Annotated in this window: 16 protein-coding genes; 8 read left to right on the top strand and 8 right to left on the bottom strand. The window is 66.8% G+C overall.

The genetic code is table 11. The annotated features are described in order from the left end of the window. Nucleotides 1-12 precede the first annotated feature (12 nt). The 6 genes from HDC94_RS01805 to HDC94_RS01830 are packed head-to-tail and all read left to right on the top strand — an operon-like array spanning nucleotide 13 to nucleotide 6,068. A complete protein-coding gene (locus HDC94_RS01805) occupies nucleotides 13-1,029 on the top strand; it encodes an iron-siderophore ABC transporter substrate-binding protein (RefSeq protein WP_257021612.1) in 1,017 nt (338 codons plus the stop codon). After that, entirely contained in the window at nucleotides 981-2,078 is a 1,098-nt protein-coding gene (locus tag HDC94_RS01810) for an iron ABC transporter permease (protein WP_179494331.1), read from the top strand. Before HDC94_RS01805 ends, HDC94_RS01810 begins: the two co-directional genes overlap by 49 nt. Next, complete coding sequence (locus HDC94_RS01815) at nucleotides 2,075-3,094, top strand: iron chelate uptake ABC transporter family permease subunit (protein ID WP_179494333.1); 1,020 nt, start codon at nucleotides 2,075-2,077, stop codon at nucleotides 3,092-3,094. The genes HDC94_RS01810 and HDC94_RS01815 overlap by 4 nt, the downstream gene beginning before the upstream one ends. Then, nucleotides 3,091-3,891, top strand: a complete 801-nt coding sequence (locus HDC94_RS01820) for an ABC transporter ATP-binding protein (RefSeq protein ID WP_179494335.1) — start codon at nucleotides 3,091-3,093, stop codon at nucleotides 3,889-3,891. Before HDC94_RS01815 ends, HDC94_RS01820 begins: the two co-directional genes overlap by 4 nt. Further along, nucleotides 3,881-4,813 carry a siderophore-interacting protein gene (locus HDC94_RS01825; RefSeq protein ID WP_179494337.1) on the top strand — a complete coding sequence of 311 codons (933 nt, stop codon included), beginning with the start codon at nucleotides 3,881-3,883 and terminating at the stop codon, nucleotides 4,811-4,813. Before HDC94_RS01820 ends, HDC94_RS01825 begins: the two co-directional genes overlap by 11 nt. 34 nt (nucleotides 4,814-4,847) lie before the next feature. Beyond that, entirely contained in the window at nucleotides 4,848-6,068 is a 1,221-nt protein-coding gene (locus HDC94_RS01830; RefSeq protein WP_179494339.1) for a glutamyl-tRNA reductase, read from the top strand. 8 nt (nucleotides 6,069-6,076) lie between these two features. Here HDC94_RS01830 and HDC94_RS01835 read toward each other — a convergent pair whose 3' ends face one another. Then, nucleotides 6,077-6,757, bottom strand: a complete 681-nt coding sequence (locus HDC94_RS01835; protein ID WP_179494341.1) for a hypothetical protein — start codon at nucleotides 6,755-6,757, stop codon at nucleotides 6,077-6,079. A gap of 185 nt (nucleotides 6,758-6,942) precedes the next feature. On the opposite strand from HDC94_RS01835, the gene HDC94_RS01840 reads away from it, so the two are divergent. Further along, complete coding sequence (locus tag HDC94_RS01840; RefSeq protein ID WP_179494343.1) at nucleotides 6,943-7,488, top strand: GNAT family N-acetyltransferase; 546 nt, start codon at nucleotides 6,943-6,945, stop codon at nucleotides 7,486-7,488. Between the two features lie 256 nt (nucleotides 7,489-7,744). On the opposite strand, the gene HDC94_RS01845 is transcribed toward HDC94_RS01840, so the two are convergent. The 5 genes from HDC94_RS01845 to HDC94_RS01865 all read right to left on the bottom strand — a co-directional run bounded on the left by HDC94_RS01845 (nucleotide 7,745) and on the right by HDC94_RS01865 (nucleotide 16,747). After that, nucleotides 7,745-9,982 carry a glycoside hydrolase family 3 C-terminal domain-containing protein gene (locus tag HDC94_RS01845; protein ID WP_179494345.1) on the bottom strand — a complete coding sequence of 746 codons (2,238 nt, stop codon included), beginning with the start codon at nucleotides 9,980-9,982 and terminating at the stop codon, nucleotides 7,745-7,747. A 245-nt stretch (nucleotides 9,983-10,227) separates the two neighbouring features. Beyond that, complete coding sequence (locus tag HDC94_RS01850) at nucleotides 10,228-13,116, bottom strand: LPXTG cell wall anchor domain-containing protein (RefSeq protein ID WP_179494347.1); 2,889 nt, start codon at nucleotides 13,114-13,116, stop codon at nucleotides 10,228-10,230. Nucleotides 13,117-13,357: 241 nt separating this feature from the next. After that, the gene (locus tag HDC94_RS01855; RefSeq protein ID WP_179494349.1) at nucleotides 13,358-14,266 is read right to left on the bottom strand and encodes a serine hydrolase; all 909 of its coding nucleotides are present in this window, start codon (nucleotides 14,264-14,266) and stop codon (nucleotides 13,358-13,360) included. After that, nucleotides 14,260-16,224 carry a M13 family metallopeptidase gene (locus tag HDC94_RS01860; protein ID WP_179494351.1) on the bottom strand — a complete coding sequence of 655 codons (1,965 nt, stop codon included), beginning with the start codon at nucleotides 16,222-16,224 and terminating at the stop codon, nucleotides 14,260-14,262. The genes HDC94_RS01855 and HDC94_RS01860 overlap by 7 nt, the downstream gene beginning before the upstream one ends. 43 nt (nucleotides 16,225-16,267) lie before the next feature. Continuing rightward, complete coding sequence (locus tag HDC94_RS01865) at nucleotides 16,268-16,747, bottom strand: small multi-drug export protein (RefSeq protein ID WP_179494353.1); 480 nt, start codon at nucleotides 16,745-16,747, stop codon at nucleotides 16,268-16,270. An 85-nt stretch (nucleotides 16,748-16,832) separates the two neighbouring features. On the opposite strand from HDC94_RS01865, the gene HDC94_RS14850 reads away from it, so the two are divergent. After that, entirely contained in the window at nucleotides 16,833-17,408 is a 576-nt protein-coding gene (locus HDC94_RS14850; RefSeq protein ID WP_179494355.1) for a TetR/AcrR family transcriptional regulator, read from the top strand. Here HDC94_RS14850 and HDC94_RS01875 read toward each other — a convergent pair. Next, a complete protein-coding gene (locus tag HDC94_RS01875; protein WP_179494357.1) occupies nucleotides 17,405-18,697 on the bottom strand; it encodes an acyltransferase in 1,293 nt (430 codons plus the stop codon). The genes HDC94_RS14850 and HDC94_RS01875 overlap by 4 nt on opposite strands. 182 nt (nucleotides 18,698-18,879) lie before the next feature. Beyond that, the gene (locus HDC94_RS01880; protein WP_179494359.1) at nucleotides 18,880-19,734 is read right to left on the bottom strand and encodes an alpha/beta fold hydrolase; all 855 of its coding nucleotides are present in this window, start codon (nucleotides 19,732-19,734) and stop codon (nucleotides 18,880-18,882) included. Between the last annotated feature and the right edge of the window lie 37 nt (nucleotides 19,735-19,771).

Here is a 19,771-nt window from a genome sequence, read left to right on the forward strand (position 1 = left end):
GAAAGGAATCCCTTGAGTCTCCTGCGCCCGCTCGGCCTGGTGGCAATCGCCACCCTCGCCGTCTCGCTCACCGCCTGCTCCACGACCGCTCCCGCCGAGAGCTCGGCAAGCTCCGACCGCGTCTTCCCCGTGACGATCGAGCACGTCTACGGTACGACGACGATCGAGTCGCAACCTGAGCGCGTGGCGACGGTGGCGTGGGCGAACCACGAGGTTCCGCTGGCCCTCGGCATCGTGCCGGTCGGCATGAGCAAGGCGACCTGGGGCGACGATGACGGCGATGGCGTGCTGCCGTGGGTCGAGGACAAGCTCGAGGAACTCGGCGCGGAGACCCCTGTGCTCTTCGACGAGACGGATGGCATCGACTTCGAGGCCGTGGCCGACACCCAGCCGGACGTGATCCTCGCCTCGTACTCCGGCATCACGCAGGAGGAGTACGACACCCTGTCGAAGATCGCACCCGTCGTCGCCTACCCCGACGTCGCGTGGGGCACGTCGATGAACGACATGATCCGCATGAACTCGACCGCGCTCGGCCTCGCCGACGAGGGTGAGGCCCTCATCAACGAGCTCGACGGCCAGATCGCCGACGCCCTCGCGGAGTACCCGGAGCTCGACGGCAAGAAGGTGCTGTTCTCCTACCTCGACCCGTCGGACTTCAGCCAGGTCGGCTTCTACACGGGCCACGACACCCGCCCCGGCTTCCTCGAGAGCATCGGGTTGCCTGCACCGACGATCGTGGAAGAGGAGTCGGCGAACACCGACGAGTTCTATGTCACCGTGAGCTCCGAGGCGGCCGACCGCTTCGCCGACGTCGACGTGTTCGTCACCTACGGCGAGACCGACGGCACGATCATCCAGCAGCTGCAGGCCGACCCGCTGCTCTCGAAGATCCCCGCGATCGCCGAGGGCCGCATCGCCGTTCTCGAGAACTCAACCCCGCTCGCGGCGTCGGCGAACCCCTCACCGCTGTCGATCGGATGGGGCATCAGCGACTACTTCGGCGTGCTCGCGGCACCGCTGCGCTAGTGACCGCAAGCCCCAGCACGCTGTCGGGTGCCGCACGTCAGGAGACGTTGCGGCGCCCGGCAGCGCTGCGCCTGGGCTGGCTGCTGGCAGGGGTGGCCCTGCTGGTCGTACTGTGCGCTGCATCCCTCGTCTTCGGAGCGAGGGATGTCTCGATCACCGACCTCGTCGGAGCCTTCTCCGGCAACGACACAACCTTCGGCGAAGCTGCCGTCATCAAGCGGATACCGCGGACAGTTCTCGCCGTTCTCGTGGGGGCAGCGCTCGCGATCGCGGGGGCGAGCATGCAGGGGGTCACGCGGAATCCGCTGGCCGACCCCGGCATTCTCGGCGTATCGTCGGGCGCTGCCCTCGCTGTCGTGATCGGCATCGCGGGCTTCGGCCTGAGCGAGCCGTACGGGATGGTCGGCCTCGCCATCGCGGGAGCGGCGCTGGCCGCTGTCGGCGTCTACACGGTCGGGTCGCTCGGCCGCGGTGGTGCAACACCCCTGAAGCTGACGCTCGCTGGAGCGGCTGTGTCGGCCGCGCTCAGCTCACTCGTGAGTGCAATCCTGCTGCCGCGAGTCGACGTGCTCACTCTGTACCAGTTCTGGCAGATCGGCGGCGTGGGCGGTGCCGACTGGGGTCGCATCGGTGCCGTCACCCCGATTCTGGTTGTGGGTGTCGTGCTCTGTTTCTTGAGTGCCCGCGGAATGAACATGCTCGCCCTCGGTGACGACCTCGCGTCGGGTCTCGGCGAGCGCGTCCTGCGCACGCGGCTCCTTGCGGCGATCGGCGCGATCGTGCTGTGCGGCGCCGCGACGGCGATCGCGGGCCCCATCGGGTTCGTCGGCCTCGTTGTTCCGCACGTGTGCCGCCTGCTCGTGGGCACCGACTTCCGCTGGCTGCTGCCGTTCTCGGCGGTACTCGGTGCTGCCCTCCTCGTCGCCGCGGACGTGCTCGGCCGAGTCGTCGCCCGACCGGAGGAGATCCAGGTCGGCATCATCACGGCCATTATCGGCGCCCCCTTCTTCATCTGGATCGTGCGCAGGCAGCGGGTGCGGGAGCTATGAGTGTTGTTGTTCTTGGTCGCCGGCGGCGCGCTGTTCGGTGGCGCACTCTTCTGATCGTCGCGGCCGCGCTCGTGCTCGTCGCCTTCGCGGTCAGCCTCATGGTCGGCAACACCGTCTACTCGTTCAGCGATGTGCTGAGAGTGCTGCTCGGCGAGCAGGTGCCCGGCGCGAGCTTCACGGTCGGCGAGCTGCGCCTCCCGCGCGCGACGCTCGCCCTCCTCGCCGGCCTAAGCTTCGGGATGGCCGGCGCCACCTTCCAGACGATGCTCCGCAACCCGCTCGCCTCCCCCGATGTCATCGGCATCAGCGCTGGCGCGAGCGCCGCGGCCGTCGTCGGCATCGTCGTGTTCTCGTTGAACGAGACGACCGTGTCGTTGCTCGCGCTGGCAGCGGCGCTGGCGACGGCTGGCGTGATCTACCTCCTCTCCCACCGCGGCGAATTCTCGGGCATCCGGCTCATTCTCATCGGCATCGGCATCGCCGCGATGCTCGAGAGCGTGGTCGCGTACGTGCTCTCGCGCGCTGCGCAGTGGGACCTGCAGGTCGCAATGCAGTGGCTCGCGGGCAGTCTCAACGGTGCAGGCTGGTCGCGGGTGGCGCCCGTGGCCCTCACGTGCCTGATCGCCGTGCCGGTGCTGCTCGTTCTGCAGCGGCCGCTCGGAGCCTTGCGATTGGGGGATGACGCGGCATCCGCTCTCGGCGTGGGCGTGCAGCGCACCCGCCTCGGTCTCATCCTCGCCGCCGTCTGCCTGCTCGCTGTGGCAACGGCCTCGACGGGCCCGATCGCGTTCGTCGCGTTCATGTCAGGGCCGATCGCCGCGCGCATCTGGGGCCCTGGCTCGAACCTGCTGCTGCCCGCGGGGCTCGTGGGCGCGTTGCTCGTGCTCTCGGCGGACTTCCTCGGACAGTTCGCGCTCGACAACCGCTACCCGGTGGGCGTGATCACTGGTGTGCTCGGTGCTCCCTACCTCGTCTACCTGCTCATCCGAATGAACCGCAACGGAGGCTCGATATGACCCGCGAACGCACGCTCAGTGCGGAGTCGCTCACCCTCGCGTACGGCGATCGCACCGTCGTCGAGGGACTCGACTACACGGTCGCACCCGGCAGGATCACGGCGATCGTCGGGGCGAACGGATGCGGCAAGTCCACGCTCCTCCGCGCCCTTGCCAGACTCCTCAGCCCCGCAGCAGGCCACGTTCTCCTCGACGGAACGGACCCACGCACTCGCCCCTCCAAGGAGGTCGCTCGCATCGTCGGGCTGCTCCCCCAGAGTCCGGTCGCGCCGGAGGGCATCGTCGTGTCCGACCTCGTGGGGCGCGGGCGGCACCCGCACCAGAACGCGTTCTCGCGGTGGAGCGCGGCCGACTACGAGGCCGTGACGTCGGCGCTCGAGGCGACGGACACACTCGCGCTGGCCGACCGGGCGGTCGACGAGCTCTCCGGCGGGCAGCGGCAGCGAGTGTGGATCGCCATGGCGCTCGCCCAGGACACCGACATCCTGCTCCTCGACGAGCCGACCACCTTCCTCGACGTGTCCCACCAAGTGGAGGTGCTCGACCTCCTCACCGACCTCAACCGTTCGCGCGGCACCACGATCGTCATGGTGCTGCACGACCTCAACCTCGCCGCGCGGTATGCGGACGAGCTCGTCGTGATGCGTGAAGGGGGAATCCTCGCGACCGGGGAGCCCCGCGGCATCCTGACGTCCGACCTGGTGCGCGAGGCGTTCGGCCTCGAGAGCACCATCATCCCCGACCCCGTGTCCGGCGATCCGCTCGTGATCCCGGCAGGAAGGCACCATGTCCGCTGACACACTCGTCTCACCGTTCCTCCTCGCGCGCGCCACCGTGACGGCGGTCGAACGGGTGTCGCCGAGCTTCGTGCGCGTGACCCTCGGCGGCCCCGAGATCACGGACCTCGGAACCCCCGGCGCCGTGCTCGACCAGCGCATCAAGCTCATCTTCCCGAGTCCGGGTGCGCCGCTTCCGTCGCTCGCTGGCACCGCCGACTGGTACCAAGAGTGGCTCGCCCTGCCCGAGAACACCCGTGGCTCGATGCGCACCTACTCGATCCGTGAACTGACGGTGGATGCCGCGGGCACAACCCTCACGATCGACTTCGTACTCCACCTCGACCCCACCTCCACGGGCCCGGCCTCGCTCTGGGCGAGCGCCGCAGCCCCCGGCCAGGAGATCCTCGTGCTTGGGCCTCGTCGCGGGCGCACCGATGGCGGCGGCATCGAGTACTACCCCGGAGACGCGAGCTCGATCCTGCTCGCCGGTGACGAGACGGCGGCTCCGGCCATCGCGCGGATACTGGAGGACTCACCAGCCTCGACGCGGGGGGCCGCGTTCATCGAGGTGCCGGAGGCGGGTGACATCCTGCCGATAGCCGCGCCCGCTGGCGTGGAGATCACGTGGCTGCCGCGCGACGGTAAGGCTCATGGGGAGGCGCTCATTCCTGCTGTGCTCGAACATCTGGGCTCCCAGCCTGTCGACTCCGCGCCCGAGGTCCTGCCCGAGGGCGAGCTTCTGTGGGAGACCCCGACCTTCTCGGGCCTTGGGGAGGAGACATCGTCTGGCGATGTTCACGCCGACCGCTACTTCTGGATCGCGGGTGAGAGCGGCGTCGTCACAACCCTCCGCCGCCACCTCGTGAAGGGCCTCGGCATCGACCGCGGCCAGGTTGCGTTCATGGGCTACTGGCGCAAGGGCGTGGCGATGCGCGGGTAGGTTTCCCTCAGCCGAGCGGGGTTAGCATGGGCTAGTGCTTCTGTGCCTGAGTTCCAACCATCAGAACGCATCGTTCGACCTCCTGGACAAGCTCTCCGTCATCGCCGAGGACACCACTCTTCGCCTCGTGAACTCGTCCGACTTCGTCAGCGGCGCGGTCGTGCTTGCCACGTGCAACCGCTTCGAGGCCTACCTCGACATCGACGAGCCACTCACGGCCGCCACCGCTGTCGCTGTGGTCTCCATGCTCGAGGCGCTCAGTGACTCCAGCGGCATCCCGGTGGCCGAGCTGCGGGCATCCATTCAGGTGCACCAGGGCACGGATGTCGCGACCCACCTCTTCGCGGTCACCTCCGGCCTCGAGTCCGTCGTCGTCGGCGAGGACGAGATCGCTGGCCAGGTGGCCACGGCCCTAGGCCGCGCACGCCTCGGCGGAACCACGAGCCGCGACCTCGAGCGCCTGTTCCAGCGCGCCACCCGCACGAGCCGCGGCGTCAAGAACCAGACGGCCCTCGGCGGCGCCGGACGCTCGCTCGTGCGCCTCGCCCTCCAGCTTGCCTCCAGCCGCATCGACGACTGGTCGCGCATGCGCGTCCTGCTCGTCGGCACCGGCCAGTACGCCGCAACGACCGTCGCGGCCCTCCGCAACCTCGGCGCCTCCGACATCCGCGTGCACTCCCCGCGCGGACGCGGCGCCCCCTTCGCCGCCAAGTACGACCTCACCGTGAGCGATGACTTCGAAGTCGACGTGATCATCACGTGCACCGCCAACGTCGTGCTCGGCGTCGACCGGTTCCCGGGTCGCCACGGCCGCCTCGTGATCGACCTGGGCCTTCCCCGCAACGTGGACCCCGCGGTCGCCTTCATTCCCGGCGTCGAGATGCTCGACCTCGAGACCATCAGCCTGCACGCTCCCCTCGAACAGCTCACCGCCCACGACGACGCCCGGGCCATGGTTCGGGATGCCGCGCACCAGTTCGCCGCGGACACCGCCGCCGAACCCGCCATCGTCGCCCTCCGCAGCCACGTCTTCGACGTCCTCGACGACGAACTCGCCCGAGCCTCAAGCCCTGAGGTGGAGCGGGCGCTCAAACACTTCGCGAGCGTGCTCGTTCACGCGCCCTCGGTGCGCGCGCGGGAGCTGGCGGCTGAGGGTCGGCTGGACGAGTTCGTGGCGGGGTTGAGCGCTGTGTTCGACGTGGCGCCTGGGGTCGCGGCATCCGCGGACGCGCGGCGCGAGGTTGGTTCGGCGTAGCTATCACCTCATGGAAGAGGCTTCGCATTGGAGCCCAGAAGCTCTCTGTTGAGGCCCAGGACGAGATCTTCTAGTGAGGAGAAACTTGGGGTAGCGAATCTGGAAACATCCACCGGGACCGCGGCGAAGCTGAGCGTGTAGCCACCCATATCCAGATACATCTCGAGCCGCCGAACTTCGAGGCGCGAGAATCGTGCTTTCCCCAGGCGAAACTCTCCGTGCTTCGGTTCGAGGGTTCTCACTACGACGGAGGGGTTCCCCAAGCTCAGTAACGACACTGATCGGCTTCGGACACTGATCGCGTTGACTCGCGACAACTCGGCGACACTCGGGACATCGTGAGACTCACCGAGTGAAGCAAGCGCGGGATAGAAAACGAGGAGGCCCACTCCGTCCGGGAAATCGCGGACGAGCAAGGTCATGTTCGTCCGAATCCGTCTGCCGCGGACAGCGTGGCTCACGAAGAGGTAACAGACAAAGCCAACCAGGCAAAGACAAACGATTGTCCCCGCCACGATGTTGACGGTGAACGTGACATTGTCGCCATCTTCACCGGCTTTAACCGCTCTAGTGAACATCACGATGAAGCCCAAGACGACTATTGGCAGTGCAATAGCGATCGAGATCAGATAGACCCGGAGTGAGTTTCCCGTGAGCCCACCGCCGGTTGCCTTGCGGGGTTCGCGCATCGCTCTATCCTCTTTCGTATCCGTTCAGCCCGCTCAACATCCACGGCGCCGTGGCTAACTCCGTCAACACCCCCTGACGCAAGGACCGTTCACAAAGTACTCAAGCTGCGTACTTATCTGCGTTCCCCCATATGGGGGCGAGAACGCACCACGGCCCCCGTACCCCACCCCGCTACCCTCGAACCATGATCGCCCCCGACTACTTCCGCGACCAGCAGTCCCTCAAGTCCAGCAACCTGCGGCTCGAGCCGCTAGGCCCGCAGCACTTCGACGGGTCGTGGGCGACGTTGAACGATGCGGAGTCGCGTCGGCTTGCTGGCATCCGTATCGAGCGCACTGAGCAGGAGCATCGTGACTGGCTCACCTCGCTCGCGGACGCTCACGATCGTGCGGACTGGGCGATCCTCACCGCGGATGATGGCACGTTCGTCGGCGAGATCGTGCTGAGCGAGTTCGAGCCGCACAACGAGGCGATGAACCTGCGCATCACGCTGTCGGGGGCGATGTTCGGTCGCGGATACGGATCCGAGGCGACCAAGGCCGTCGTCGACTACGGACTGCAGGTGGTCGGGCTGCACCGCATCAGCTTGCGCGTGGTCGACTTCAACACGCGGGCGCAGCGCGTCTACTCGAAGGTGGGGTTCCACCCTGAGGGACTGCTGCGGGACGCCTGGTTCTGGGACGGCGAGTGGTCCGACGTGGTCGTGATGGCGATCGTCGCGGGGCACTAGCGCGGCGAGACTCCAGCGGTGGTGAGTTGCACCTTGGCGAGAGTCACCACGGGTGGAGTCTCGGCGGCAGGCGTGACGGGATGCACACGCTCGCGCCGACACGCCGGTGCGGGGTGTCTCGGGCCGGCGTGTCACGGAGGATCGGTGCATCCGGGGACCGCACCGCACGCTCAATCCGCTTCAGTTGCCCAGTTCGGCCAGTGCACAGCGCGAAACACTGGCCGAACTGGGCAACTCACGGGAGGGGAGCCGCGCCCTACCTCCGGAACCACCCCGCGATCGTACGGATCACCGGGTTGTTCGCGACCGCGAGCAGCAGCGGCAGCATCCGCATTTGCTCCCCAACACCCGGGAAGCGCATGAGTCGACGAATCGGCACCGTCGCGACCATGTCGAACACGTTGGCCCCGAGCTCATCGGCACCGCCCGCGCGGCGCATCGCGAACGACAGCACCGGTCCGGTCACCGGATGCTCGAGCAGGTCGGTCACGGACGATTCCAGCGTCAGCTTCCGTGGCGCGGGCCCGCGCTTGTGCACGGTCGCGGTGAGCGCGATGTCGTGCGCGTTATGTCCAATCTCGATGGCATACGAGCCGCCGTGCACGAGCCAGCCGTCGGTGAGGGTGTCCCAGTAGGCGAAGGCACGATCATCCAGCTCGAACGTCACGACCATCGAGGCACCCGGCTCGAGCATCACCTTCTCGAAGCCGCGCAGTTCGCGCACCGGTCGCGACACCGGCGACGCCGCCGGCCCCACGTACAGCTGCACCACGTGCGATCCCGAGCGCGAACCCGTGTTCGTCACCCGCACCGAGGCCGAACTCCCCGAAGCGACCAGATCACTGAACTCGAACGTCGTGTACCCGAGCCCGTGCCCGAACGGGTAGCGCACGGGCACGTCCACCGTCTCGTAGTACCGGTACCCCACGAACACGCCCTCGCCGTAGCGCACGACGTTGTTCTCTCCCGGAAAATTCAGGTAGCTCGGGGTGTCCTGCAGGCGGAACGGGATGCTCTCCGTCAACCGCCCCGAAGGTGCAACCACCCCGAACACAACATCGGCTACCGCCGGGCCTCCGGCCTGCCCGAGAAGCCACGCCTCCACGATGGACGCTACCGAGTCATGCCACGGCTCGAGGGTCACAACCCCGCCGTTGGTCAGCACGACCACCGTGCGCGGGTTCACCGCGGCGACGGCCTTGATGAGCGCGATTTGGTCGGCCGGCAGGTTGAGGTGGTCACGGTCGAAGCCCTCCGACTCCTCCATCGGCGGGAGGCCGACGAAGAGCACCGCCGCGTCTGCGGAGCGAGCTGCGTCCACCGCCTCATGGAGAAGTTGCTGATCAACGTGCTCGTCGAGACGGTAACCGGGTGCGAAGGTTACATCGGCGATCTCCTCGAACGCGGGGAGCGCGGCATCCACTCGGGTGGGCGTGACCTGCGAGCTGCCGGCACCCTGGAACCGTGGGGTGCGGGCGAACTCGCCGATGACCGCGACGCTGGAGCCGGGGGTGAGCGGTAGCACCGAGCCCTCGTTGCGCAGGAGCACGATGGACTCGGCGGCGGCCTCACGCGCGAGACCGTGGCGTTCCACCACGTCGAGGTGGGGTGAACTATCGGAGACGGGCAACGCATCAACCCCGACCGTGCCGGAGCGGAGGCGGCGCACGAGCCGTCGCATCCGCTCGACGGAGAGGTCGAGCACGTCCTCGTCGAGGTCGCCGGAATCGAGTGCCGCCAGCAGAGCTGACCGAGAGTCCTTCTGCGGCCCCGGCATCTCGAGATCGAGCCCCGCCGCGAGAGCGGCAACGGCCCCGTCGACGGCACCCCAGTCCGAGAGCACGACGCCCTCGAAACCCCACTCGTCGCGCAGCAGGTCAGTGAGCAGCCAGTGGTTCTCAGCAGCGGCCACCCCGTTGATGCGGTTGTACGAGCACATCACGGTCTCGGGCTTCTCGCGCTTCACGATGCGCTCGAAGGCGGGCAGGTAGATCTCGCGCAGCGTGCGGTCATCGACCTCGGCGCTCACCGTCATGCGCGCGGTCTCCTGGTTGTTGGCCGCGAAGTGCTTGAGGGATGCCCCGACCCCCCGTGACTGCACACCCCGCACCCACGCGGCCCCGAGCTCGCCACTCACGAACGGGTCCTCGGAGATGTACTCGAAGTTGCGCCCGCACAGCGGGGACCGCTTGATGTTCACGCCCGGGCCGAGCACGAGATTGACGCCCTGCTCGACGGCTTCCTCGCCGATGGCCTGGGCGACCCGCTCGATGAGTGAACGGTTCCAGCTCGAAGCCAGACCTACCGCTGGCGGGTAGCAGGTGGCGGGCTCGCTGCCGCCGAGGCCGAGGTTGTCGCCGTGGTTCGGCTGGTAGCGCAGCCCGTGCGGTCCGTCGCTCATCGTGATCGACGGGATGCCCGGAACCGCCGCCGTCGTCCAGTAGCTGTCGCCCACCACGAGGGAGGTCTTCTGCTGGCGGGTGAGCCGGGTCATGCCGCTACTTTACGGCGCGGACGCCGCACCTTCCCTGCTCGTTTCTCCGGAGCATCCGGCTCCAACGCACAGGGGTAACGGGAATCACCGGCGTGTTGAGCGAAACCTCCGGAGAAGAGGAAATGGAGAACGAGGGGATGGGAAAGAAGAGCCGCCGTTAATGTCGTCAGGGTCCCCCCGGAATGACCCGGGAAGACCCTGACGAGCTTGCTGTGGTGCTGTGGTGCTAGGCGCCTACCTGCCGATTAGTCGGCGGTCGGCTTGCGACGCAGGAAGTACAGTCCGAGACCCGTCAGGATCACGAGCAGTCCAGCCCACACGACACCCGCGGATGCCGCGGCACCGGTGAAGGCGAGCTGAGCGGGCGTCGGCGGGACGGCCGATGCGCACTCACCGGCGGGCAGAGCGAAGCTCAGCACGACGGGTTCGTCCTTCCACGCTTCGTTGAGCGTGTCGTCTTCGTTGGTCGGCGAGGCCACCAGCGTGATCGTGGTCGGCTCTGTCACCTTGTAGGTTCCCGCCTCGACGACCGTTCCGTTGACCGTCCACGTCACGTCGCCGAACTCGGCGCCGATCGTGTAGCTGCCATCCGTGGTGCAGGTGAGAGGGGTGGAGTCGTACGCGGGGAGCACGTCGGCGAGAGTCGGCGGCTCGTGCGGTCCGTCACAGAGGGGCGTTGCATCCGGGTAGGCCAGGTCGATCACGAGTGACGGGTTCACGTGGACCGTCGCGGAGGTGATGCCACGCACCCAGGCGAAGTTGCCCGTGGTCTCCTGCCAGGTTCCATCGGAGAGCTGCTCCCAGCCCGGCCAACCGGTCGCGTTGCCCTCGGAGTCGACGGATGCACCGGGCCAGAGGTTCGCGCCACTCAGCTCCCACTTGCCCGAAGTCTCGTTGTAGACGAGATCACCGAGGTCGATGGTCTGCTCGTTCGTGCCATCCGACAGCACGAGCGTTGCGTGCTTCGTCGGAACCTGGTTGTCGGGGTCGCTCATCGACACCGACCACGAGATCCACGGGGCGTCGAGCTTGCACTCGCCCGCCGCGAAGGAGCCCTCGAGGCTCGGCTGCTCCGGCGTGCAGTCCACCGCCGAGTCGACGGCGGTGAAGGTCCACGTGTGGGTGTCACCGGTCCAGTCGTCGGGTGCCGGGTTCGCGCCAGCGAGCGAGTAGCCGTTGAGTGCGGTCGCCGTGACGGTGTGCGTGCCGGGGGTGACCGAGGTGAACTCGTCCGTGACCACGACGTCGTCGATGCGGTACTCGACGTTGGCGTTGAGCTGGATGCGGATCCAGCTCGTAAGCTCGGTGGCGTCGGTGACCTCACAGGTCGAGGCGGTGGGGTCAGTCACCGTGACGACACAACCCTCTTCCGAGACCTCGGACGGCAGCGGTGCGCGCGTGGTGGTGACGGACTCGCCCTCGACCCACTCGCCGTAGCCCCACGTGAGCGTCTCGGTGTCGAAGACCGGCTCCGCGGTGTACGTGGTGGTGACGATGGTCACGACGGTGTCGTCACAGTCGAAGGATGCAACGGGGCGCTGCTCGACCTTCGGCTCCGGCTTCTCGTACGTCGGGCACGGGCTGATCTCGAGCGAGAACGTCTTGCCCGCGGCGATCACCGTGTACGTGCCTCCTGCGGGGAGCACGTTCGGCGCGTCCACGACGACGGACTCACCGGCGTCGACCGTGCGGTCGTAGACGCCCTGGAAACCCTGGAGGGAGAAGGTGACGGGCACGTTGCTGTCGGTGTTATCGTACGTGATCTTCACGGTGCGGTTACCCGCGGTGCCGTCGGTGTAGTACACGCAGTCGCCCACGACCTTGGTGACGTCGGGCGAGGTGTAGCACTCCTCGTCCTCGCCGGTGAGGTCGGCGCCGGGGGTTCCTGTTGCCGTTCCGGTCTTGACTCCGGATCCGTCAGCACCCCAGGTGATGACGAGCGGGTCGTTCGAGCGGGGGGTGGTGAGGGTGGAGTAGCCGGGGGTTGCCTGGAACGTCTGGCCTGCGCCGTAGGTGACCGTCACGGTCTCCTCGGACGGGTTGAAGATCTTCCAGGTGTTGTCGGCGTCGACAGCACACTCGGGCACGTAGGTGATCGTGAGCGCGACCGTGACGTCGTCACAGACGCCGCCGGTGTTCTTCGGTGCGAGCGGGCCACTCAGCGTGATCGTCTTCTCGCCGTTGGGGAAGAGGTGGTCGGTGTTGGCGGTGGCGACGACCGAGTAGCTGTTCTCGGTGATGACGGGCGTGCCGAACGTCGCGTTCGAGATGGCGCCGAGGGCGAAGGTTGCGCTCTGCTCACAGGTGGGGGGCGTGATCACGACGGCAGCCGAGGCGTCCTTCGGCAGGTCGCCACAGGTCAGGCTCGCGCCATCGGCACCGAAGTGCCAGTTGTGTCCGTCGAACTGGATCCAGGTGACCGTGAACGGGCCGGTGATGTACGCGGAGTAGTTGTAGGTCAGGATGCCGGAGTTCTTCTGCTCGACCGTGATCGGCAGCCAGATCTGGCTTCCATCGAGTTTCGTGACGCGCAGCACGAGCCCCGAGCCCGCGTTGGCGACACCGCCCTGACCGGCGCTCTGCCACTGGTCGACGTAGGCGCTCGTCTGCTTCTCGACGCCGTTCTGGCGGATCGTCATGTTGATGTAGTTGCCGTTGGTGAGGGCGGCGTTCAGGTAGACGGTCGCGTTGGTGCAGTCCACGGTGTCGTCGTGCTGGGTGTAACAGGTCGCATTCGACGGAATGTTCAGCGTGCCCGTCTGGGAGACGAGGTCACCCTGCGAGTGGTTGGTCCACTGCACGTTCACCTTGAAGGAGTAGTTTCCGGGAGTGACACCAGCCTGAACGCCGGTGACGTAGCTCGTGTTCTTGACGGTGAGGCCCACGAGGGTCGGCGTCGTGGTGACCGGATCACCCGAACCCGTGCTCTGCGACTTAATGGTCGCCGTCTCGTTCGGGTACGACGTGTCGCCCGTCACCTTCCAGGTGATGTCGAACTTGCCCGTGGTCGGGTTGCACGCGTAGGTGCCGGACACCGACGGGTGCGTGGCAGAGGCGGGGGCTGCGACGGCGACGAACGAGAGGCCTAGGGCCAAGAGGACGGTCGAGGTGATCGCGAGGAACTTCTTCAGCACTGGGGGAATCTCCTGGGTAAGGGAGTTCGGGCCGCGCCCAGCGTGGTGCGTCTCGGAAGGAGAATGCGCCTGATCGGGGTAAGGCTCGAGCGCGTTGGTTATCGGGGTTAAATCCATTCGGGTGTATGGACTTATCCAACGCGCCTTCACCGTAGCATGTCCGCAAAAGGGGGGACAAGCCGAAATACCGGATTCGTTACCTAAAGGGGTACAAGCCCGACTACCCCCAGAACGGGGGCCGTCAGTGCACGTACTCCAGGATGTCCATTCCTACGGTGCGCATCGCGTCGAGTACACGCAGCCGAGCCTGGAGCCCGTCGTCGTTGAACTGTACGGACACGGCGTAGGCCACGGCCCGGTTGGTGCCGCGGAGGGCTCCGGCTTCGGCTCGGACACCGGCATCCGTTCCGGTCTTGTTGACGAGGAGCGTGTTGTGGTCGGCCCCGCGGTGCGAGAGCGGATCGAGACCGAACGCACTGGCCACCATGGAGAGGTCACTGTTGAGGGAGAGCCAGCCCATGACCCGCTGGCTCGTGAGCGGGTCCACCACCTCACCGCGCGCGAGAGCGGCGAACAGCCAGCTGAGCTCGGTCGTCGATCCGACGGACAGTTGGGGCGCGTCATCCGGCCCCCTGCTGTCGCGAACCAGGTCGAGCAGGGCGGTACGCATGAGACCGAGCGACTCCGTCCTCGCGCGCACGGCGCTCAGGCCGACCTCGCGCAGGAGCACATTCGTCGCGAGGTTGTCGCTGGAGGCAGCGACAAGAGTGGCGAGGTCAGCGATGGGAAGCGATGGTGCCTGAAGGTGCTGCCACAGGCCGGAGTCGGCGACGGCATCCTTCGCCGTTTTGTCGAGGATGCCGTAACCCGAGAACTCGCGGTTGGTCAGGCGCGCCGACACCTCAATGAGGAGGAGCACCTTGCCGATGCTCGCCGTCGGGAGCACGATCCGGTCGTCGATCGCGAGCAACGTCTTGCCCGAGTTGAGATCGATGACGCTCGCCGAGACCTGGGCCCCCTCGAACGCCAGCCGCCCGAGCGCGGCGAAAGTGCCGGCGAAGCTCTCGGCAACACCGGTTCCGGAGTGACGCGCGGCCCTCGGGGCACGCACTCGCTCCCAGCGCTCTCGGGTTCGGGTGATCTCTACCAAATGGTGACGCGGTCCTTCGGGTCCAGCCAGAGTTCGTCGGATTCAGTCACACCAAAGCTCTCATAGAACTCGTCGATGTTGCGCACGATCTGGTTGCAGCGGAACTCGTTGGGCGAGTGCGGGTCGATCGTCAGCAGACGCACGACCTCCTCGTCGCGGGCCTTGATCTGCCAGGCCTGCGCCCACGAGAGGAAGAAGCGCTGCGCGCCCGTGAGGCCGTCGATCACCGGAGGCTCCTGGCCGTCCAACGAGATGAGGTAGGCCTTCCACGCGATCGACAGCCCGCCGAGGTCGCCGATGTTCTCGCCGATCGTGAGGGCACCGTTGACGTGGTGATCGGGAACCTGGCGCGGTGCGAGCGCGTCGTACTGCTCGATGAGGGATGCCGTGCGCTCCTCGAATGCGGCGCGATCCTCGGGCGTCCACCAGTCGGTGAGCTTGCCGTCACCGTCGTACTTCGAGCCCTGGTCGTCGAAGCCGTGCCCGATCTCGTGGCCGATGACCGCGCCGATCGCACCGTAGTTGGCCGCGGCATCCCGATTCTCATCGAAGAAGGGGAACTGCAGGATGGCAGCAGGGAAGACGATCTCGTTGAAGCCGGGGTTGTAGTACGCGTTGATGGTCTGCGGGGTCATGAACCACTCGTCGCGATCGAGGGGCTTGCCGATCTTGCCGAGCTCGCGCTGGAACTCGAACTCGTTCGTCGCGCGGATGTTGCCGATGAGGTCGGCGGCATCGATCTCGAGGCTCGAGTAGTCGCGCCACTTCACGGGGTAGCCGATCTTGGGCGTGAATTTGCTGAGCTTCTCGAGCGCGCGCTCTCGCGTGGCAGGGCCCATCCACTCGAGCTTCTCGATGCTCTGGCGGTAGGCCTCGACGAGGTTCGCGACGAGCACGTCCATCGCGGTCTTCGCCGCCTCGGGGAAGTGGCGCTCGACGTAGATGTGACCGACGGCTTCGCCGAGAGCTCCCTCGACGAGGCTCACGCCCCGCTTCCAGCGGTCGCGCAACTGGGGCGTGCCGGTAAGGGTGCGGCCGTAGAAGTCGAAGTTGGTCTCGACGAACTCCTGTGAGAGGTACGCGGCGTTCGAGCGGACAACCTGCCATGCGAGCCAGTCCTGGAGCGCTTCGATGTTGTCCTCGCGCAGCACGGTCTGGAGCCCCTCGAGGAAGCTCGGCTGCCGAACGACGACCTCGTCGAACGAATGCTCCGGCACACCGAGCGCCGTGAGCCACACGTCCATGTCGAGAGAGCCCGCGAGCTCGTTCGCCCGCTGCCAGAGCATCGGGTTGTACGTCTTCTCGCTGTCGCGATTGGTGACGTTGTCCCAGTGGTGACTGGCCAGTTCGGTCTCGAGCGTCATGATGCGGCTGGCACGGGCTGCGGGCTCATCGAGACCGACAAGCCCGAGCATCCGCTCGATGAAGGCGACGTACTTGGTGCGGATCTCGGCGAAGTTGTCCTCGCGGTAGTACGACTCGTCTGGAAGACCGAGACCGGCCTGCTCGAGGAACACGAGGTAGCGGTCGGGCTGGCCGGGGTCGTTGTCGACGAACGCAGCGAAGAGGCCGGGGGCGCCACCGCGCTCGAGGCGACCGAGCGTCGCGAGCACCTCGTCGATGGTGGATGCCGCGGCCGCCGTCTCGAGCAGCTCGGCGATCGGCTGGGCGCCGAGCGCCTGGATCCGCGCCTCATCCATGAAGCTCGCGTACAGGTCGCCGACCTTGCGTGCCTCAGTACCCGGCTCGGCGGACTGGGACTCGACGATGATGTCGCGCACCGCCTTCTCGGCCTCCTCGGCCAACAGATAGAAGGAGCCGTACCGCGCCTTGTCGCTCGGGATCTCGGTGCGCTCGATCCAGCGTTCGTTCACGTGGCGGAACAGGTCGTCCTGGGGGCGGATGCTCGGCTCGAGCTCGTTCGTATCGATTCCAGCTGCAAGGGGGGCGTCGCTCATGCGAGAAAGCCTAGTTCGCTTGAGCGACACCGTTGCTGGGTGTCTAGCGACCTGCGAACAGGTTCACACCCACAGCCGCGAGTCCACCGCAGACCACACCCCACAGGATGATCGAGATGGTCTGCCAGAGGATGACCGCGTTGCGCGGAGCTCCGAAGGAGACGATCGCAGCGGAGGTGATCTGGCTCGGCAGCAGGAGCTGGCCCAGGAGACTCACGCCGGGCACGCCCCAGCGGTCGAACCGCGCCTTGAGCTTCTGCCGACGAGGGGAGAGGACGGGCTCCTCGCGGTCCCGTGTTACCCGTTCACGCACACGATGTGCAGACATCACGAAGATCAGCATCGAGACGATATTGCCGATGATCGCTGCGGGGATCGCGACGAACGGGGAGAGACCGGCGAGCACACCGACGATCGAGCCGAGGTACGACTCGACGAAGGGGATGGCTCCGAGCGCGATGATGCCGAGCCACTGGAGGGCCGGCGGGAGCCCTTCGGCGAAGTTCTGCAGGGTCTCGAGCATCGATTCGTCCTCCTAGTACACTGTGCTAACGATTCAGGCCAGACTAGCACACTGTGCTAGCACGTTGTACTAATGAGAGGTTATCGTGAGCCGTCGCGACGAGATCGTGGAGGCCGCCCAGGCGGTATTCGCTGAGGGCGGGGCATCCGCCATCACTGTGCGATCCGTTGCTGCTCGCGCTGGGATCGGCGCGAGCACTCTTCGCCACTACTTCCCCACCCAGCGTGACCTCCATGACGCCATCTTCTCGGCCGCATTCGACGCGAGCCTCGATGACCTGCGCATCAGCGACTCGTCGGTGCCGGCGCGCGAGCGGTTGGCGGAGTGCATCCAGCAGTTCATCACTCCCGTGGATGCTCCGGGCAACGCGCTCGAGCGCTGGGTCGAGTCGCTCGCCACGATGATCACGTCCCGCGCTTCGGAAGAAATGCGAACCGCATGGTCAGCGTTCGCACGACAGGCCCACACTCGCGTGCGCTCGTGGCTCGACGTTCTCGCCGCTGAGGGGGCGCTTCTCCCCGGCAGCACCGACCGTCAGGCCCGGATGCTGCTCGCCCTTGTCGACGGACTCGCCCTGGCGATGATGGTGCCCGAATCCCGCCCGACCTCCGAGCAGGTGCGGGAGACCCTGGACGATGCGATCGCCGCGATCGTGCGCTAGCCCGGCTGCGGAGCCCGCTGTCCCCAGCGGCCGAGCATCAGGACGGCGACCGAAAGCAGAACGCTGCCCGTGACCGCGATCCAGAAGTCCATGAAGAACTGCATGACGAGGAACGACGGAATGAACGACAGCACCGCCGCGACGGCCACGACCGCGTTCGGCGGCGTCGAGGTGATCTCCCGCGGCGCCTCCCAGCGACCGACGATGAACGACAACCCGAAGACGGCGGCCAGCACCAACACATAGAGAAGAGGTCGTGACCACCACCACACGGCGCTTCCCGGCTCGGGAGCCGCGCCAGGAATGAGCAGCGTGATGCCCGTGATGATGAGGATCACCGGCAGGTGCCACAGGTAGATGGTCATGAGTCGGGTTCCCGCGAGGAAGACGACGGCCCGCGCGGCGTGGGTGTTCATGAGGGCGGCGAGCGCCGGGCGCAGGAGTCGCAGCACGCACGCCTGGGCGACGGCGAGCGCAACCAGCGGGAGCGTCGGCGGGTTGAGGTTCGTGAGCATGTTGTCGGAGTACGGGCCCCACGTCGTCAGGGGGATGAGGCTCGCGTAGGCCACGACGGCGATGAGGACCAGCTGCCATGCGGGGCGTCGGCCGAACCATCCGTCGGCGTACCAGAACCCGAGCTGCTGCACGAGGAGCCAGACGAAGAAGAGGTTGAGCAGGCCGACCTGTTGGATGCCCGTGCCGTATCGCACGGCATCCACGACGATCGCGCCCGCCAGCAGCACGACCAGGGTCGCCCTCGGAGCGCGAGTGTGCCACGCCACCATGAAGGGCACGAGTGCCTGGCACAGCGTGTACGCGGCGAGGAACCACAGCGGGGAGGCCGCGCCCTGCACCGCGAGTTGCACGAGCTCGGGCGCGACCGCGAGCAGCATCGCGGCCCCGATCACGACAACATAGAAGATGTACAGCGGCAGGGCCGGCTGCGCGAGGCGCAGCACGCGGTTGCGCACGTAGTCGGCAGCAGTTCCCCCGCGCCGCGTGAGGCTGCGCCAGGCCGTGATCGACGCGAACCCGCCCACCACGAAGAAGAGCGGCATGATCTGCCCGGCCCAGGTCGCGAGTGGGAACCAGGGCGCAGCACCGACGGGACTCTCCGTCGGGGTCTGCGCGATGAGCTCGCCATCGGGGCCGACCCCCACACCCACCATGAGCAGGTGGATGAGCACCACGAGCAGCACGCAGAACACTCGAGCGAGGTCGAGTGTCAGGTCGCGCTTCGACAGGTCGATGGATGCTGCGGCGGTCTGCGCCGTCGGAGTGCGTGCCATACGACCAGCCTAGGAAGGCTCAGCGTCCTGGTGGCGATATTCACAGGCTCGGTGCTCCCCCTAACCTCTTGTGGCCAGCGCTGCCGTGGGCGAGGCGGACCGCGACGTGAATGTGCCGTACCGGGAGACGTTCGAGGGGGCCTCGCAGTCAACGCTGTTGAGTGCTGAAGCCCCCTCTGAGATCAGTTGGCGAACGCTCGCTCGAGAAGAACCGACGTGTGCTCCGCAATCGCGTCGACCTCCTCCTCAAGAGCGAAGTGGCCAGTGTCGAGGAGGATCACTTCGGTGTCCGGCACATCCCTCTGGAATGCGACCGCCCCTGCCGGAATGAAGAACGGATCGTTCTTGCCCCAGATGGCGAGAACCTTCGGCTGGCGACGCCGCAACCAGGCCTGCCACACCGGGTACTGCGCGGGGTTGTTCTGGTAGTCCCAGAGGATCGCCTTCATGTACTCCGACCGGCCCGGCAGATCGAGGATGGCCTGATCCGCGATCGCCTGATCAGGATCAACGTGCTCCGGGTTCCTCGCGCCGACCTGCCACTGCATCCGCGTTCCCGCGAGGCTCACGAATGCGTCGACGGTCGGCTGACCCTTCTCGCGATCCTGCCACCACTCCGCGAGGCCTGCGACTCCCGGCCCGAAGCCGTCTACATAGGCATTTCCGCTCTGCGTGACGATGCCGCGAACGCGCTCATCGTGCTCAAGCGCGACCCGGAATCCGACCGGCGCTCCAAGGTCGAACATGTACAGCACGTACTCAGCGACACCGAGCTGGTCGATCGCATCGCGAACAACCTCCGCAATCCGATCGAACGTCGGAGACTCCGGTAGCGGATCTGAACTCCCGAACCCTGGGTAGTCGATGGCAACGACGTGCCACTGGGGTGCAAGCCGGTCGATGAGGCGCGTGAACGCGCGGGTGCTCGACGGGAACCCTGGCAGCAATACCAGCGTCGGCTTGGACGAATCACCTGCCTCCCGAACAAAGATGTTGAGTCCATCGACCTCGATGGTGCGGTAGCTGAGTGCAGACATGTTTCTCTCCTTGAGGACTTGGTGCAGCCGGAGGGGA

It is taken from the genome of Leifsonia sp. AK011 (assembly GCF_013410945.1).
Taxonomy (GTDB): domain Bacteria; phylum Actinomycetota; class Actinomycetes; order Actinomycetales; family Microbacteriaceae; genus Rhodoglobus.

Bases quoted from the DNA above. Each gene is read 5' to 3' on its own strand.
- HDC94_RS01810 (WP_179494331.1), top strand. From the start codon at position 981: ATGGGGCATCAGCGACTACTTCGGCGTGCTCGCGGCACCGCTGCGCTA.
- HDC94_RS01815 (WP_179494333.1), top strand. From the start codon at position 2,075: ATGAGTGTTGTTGTTCTTGGTCGCCGGCGGCGCGCTGTTCGGTGGCGC.
- HDC94_RS01820 (WP_179494335.1), top strand. From the start codon at position 3,091: ATGACCCGCGAACGCACGCTCAGTGCGGAGTCGCTCACCCTCGCGTAC.
- HDC94_RS01825 (WP_179494337.1), top strand. From the start codon at position 3,881: ATGTCCGCTGACACACTCGTCTCACCGTTCCTCCTCGCGCGCGCCACC.
- HDC94_RS01835 (WP_179494341.1), bottom strand. From the start codon at position 6,757: ATGCGCGAACCCCGCAAGGCAACCGGCGGTGGGCTCACGGGAAACTCA.
- HDC94_RS01840 (WP_179494343.1), top strand. From the start codon at position 6,943: ATGATCGCCCCCGACTACTTCCGCGACCAGCAGTCCCTCAAGTCCAGC.
- HDC94_RS01845 (WP_179494345.1), bottom strand. From the start codon at position 9,982: ATGACCCGGCTCACCCGCCAGCAGAAGACCTCCCTCGTGGTGGGCGAC.
- HDC94_RS01860 (WP_179494351.1), bottom strand. From the start codon at position 16,224: ATGAGCGACGCCCCCCTTGCAGCTGGAATCGATACGAACGAGCTCGAG.
- HDC94_RS01865 (WP_179494353.1), bottom strand. From the start codon at position 16,747: ATGCTCGAGACCCTGCAGAACTTCGCCGAAGGGCTCCCGCCGGCCCTC.
- HDC94_RS01875 (WP_179494357.1), bottom strand. From the start codon at position 18,697: ATGGCACGCACTCCGACGGCGCAGACCGCCGCAGCATCCATCGACCTG.
- HDC94_RS01880 (WP_179494359.1), bottom strand. From the start codon at position 19,734: ATGTCTGCACTCAGCTACCGCACCATCGAGGTCGATGGACTCAACATC.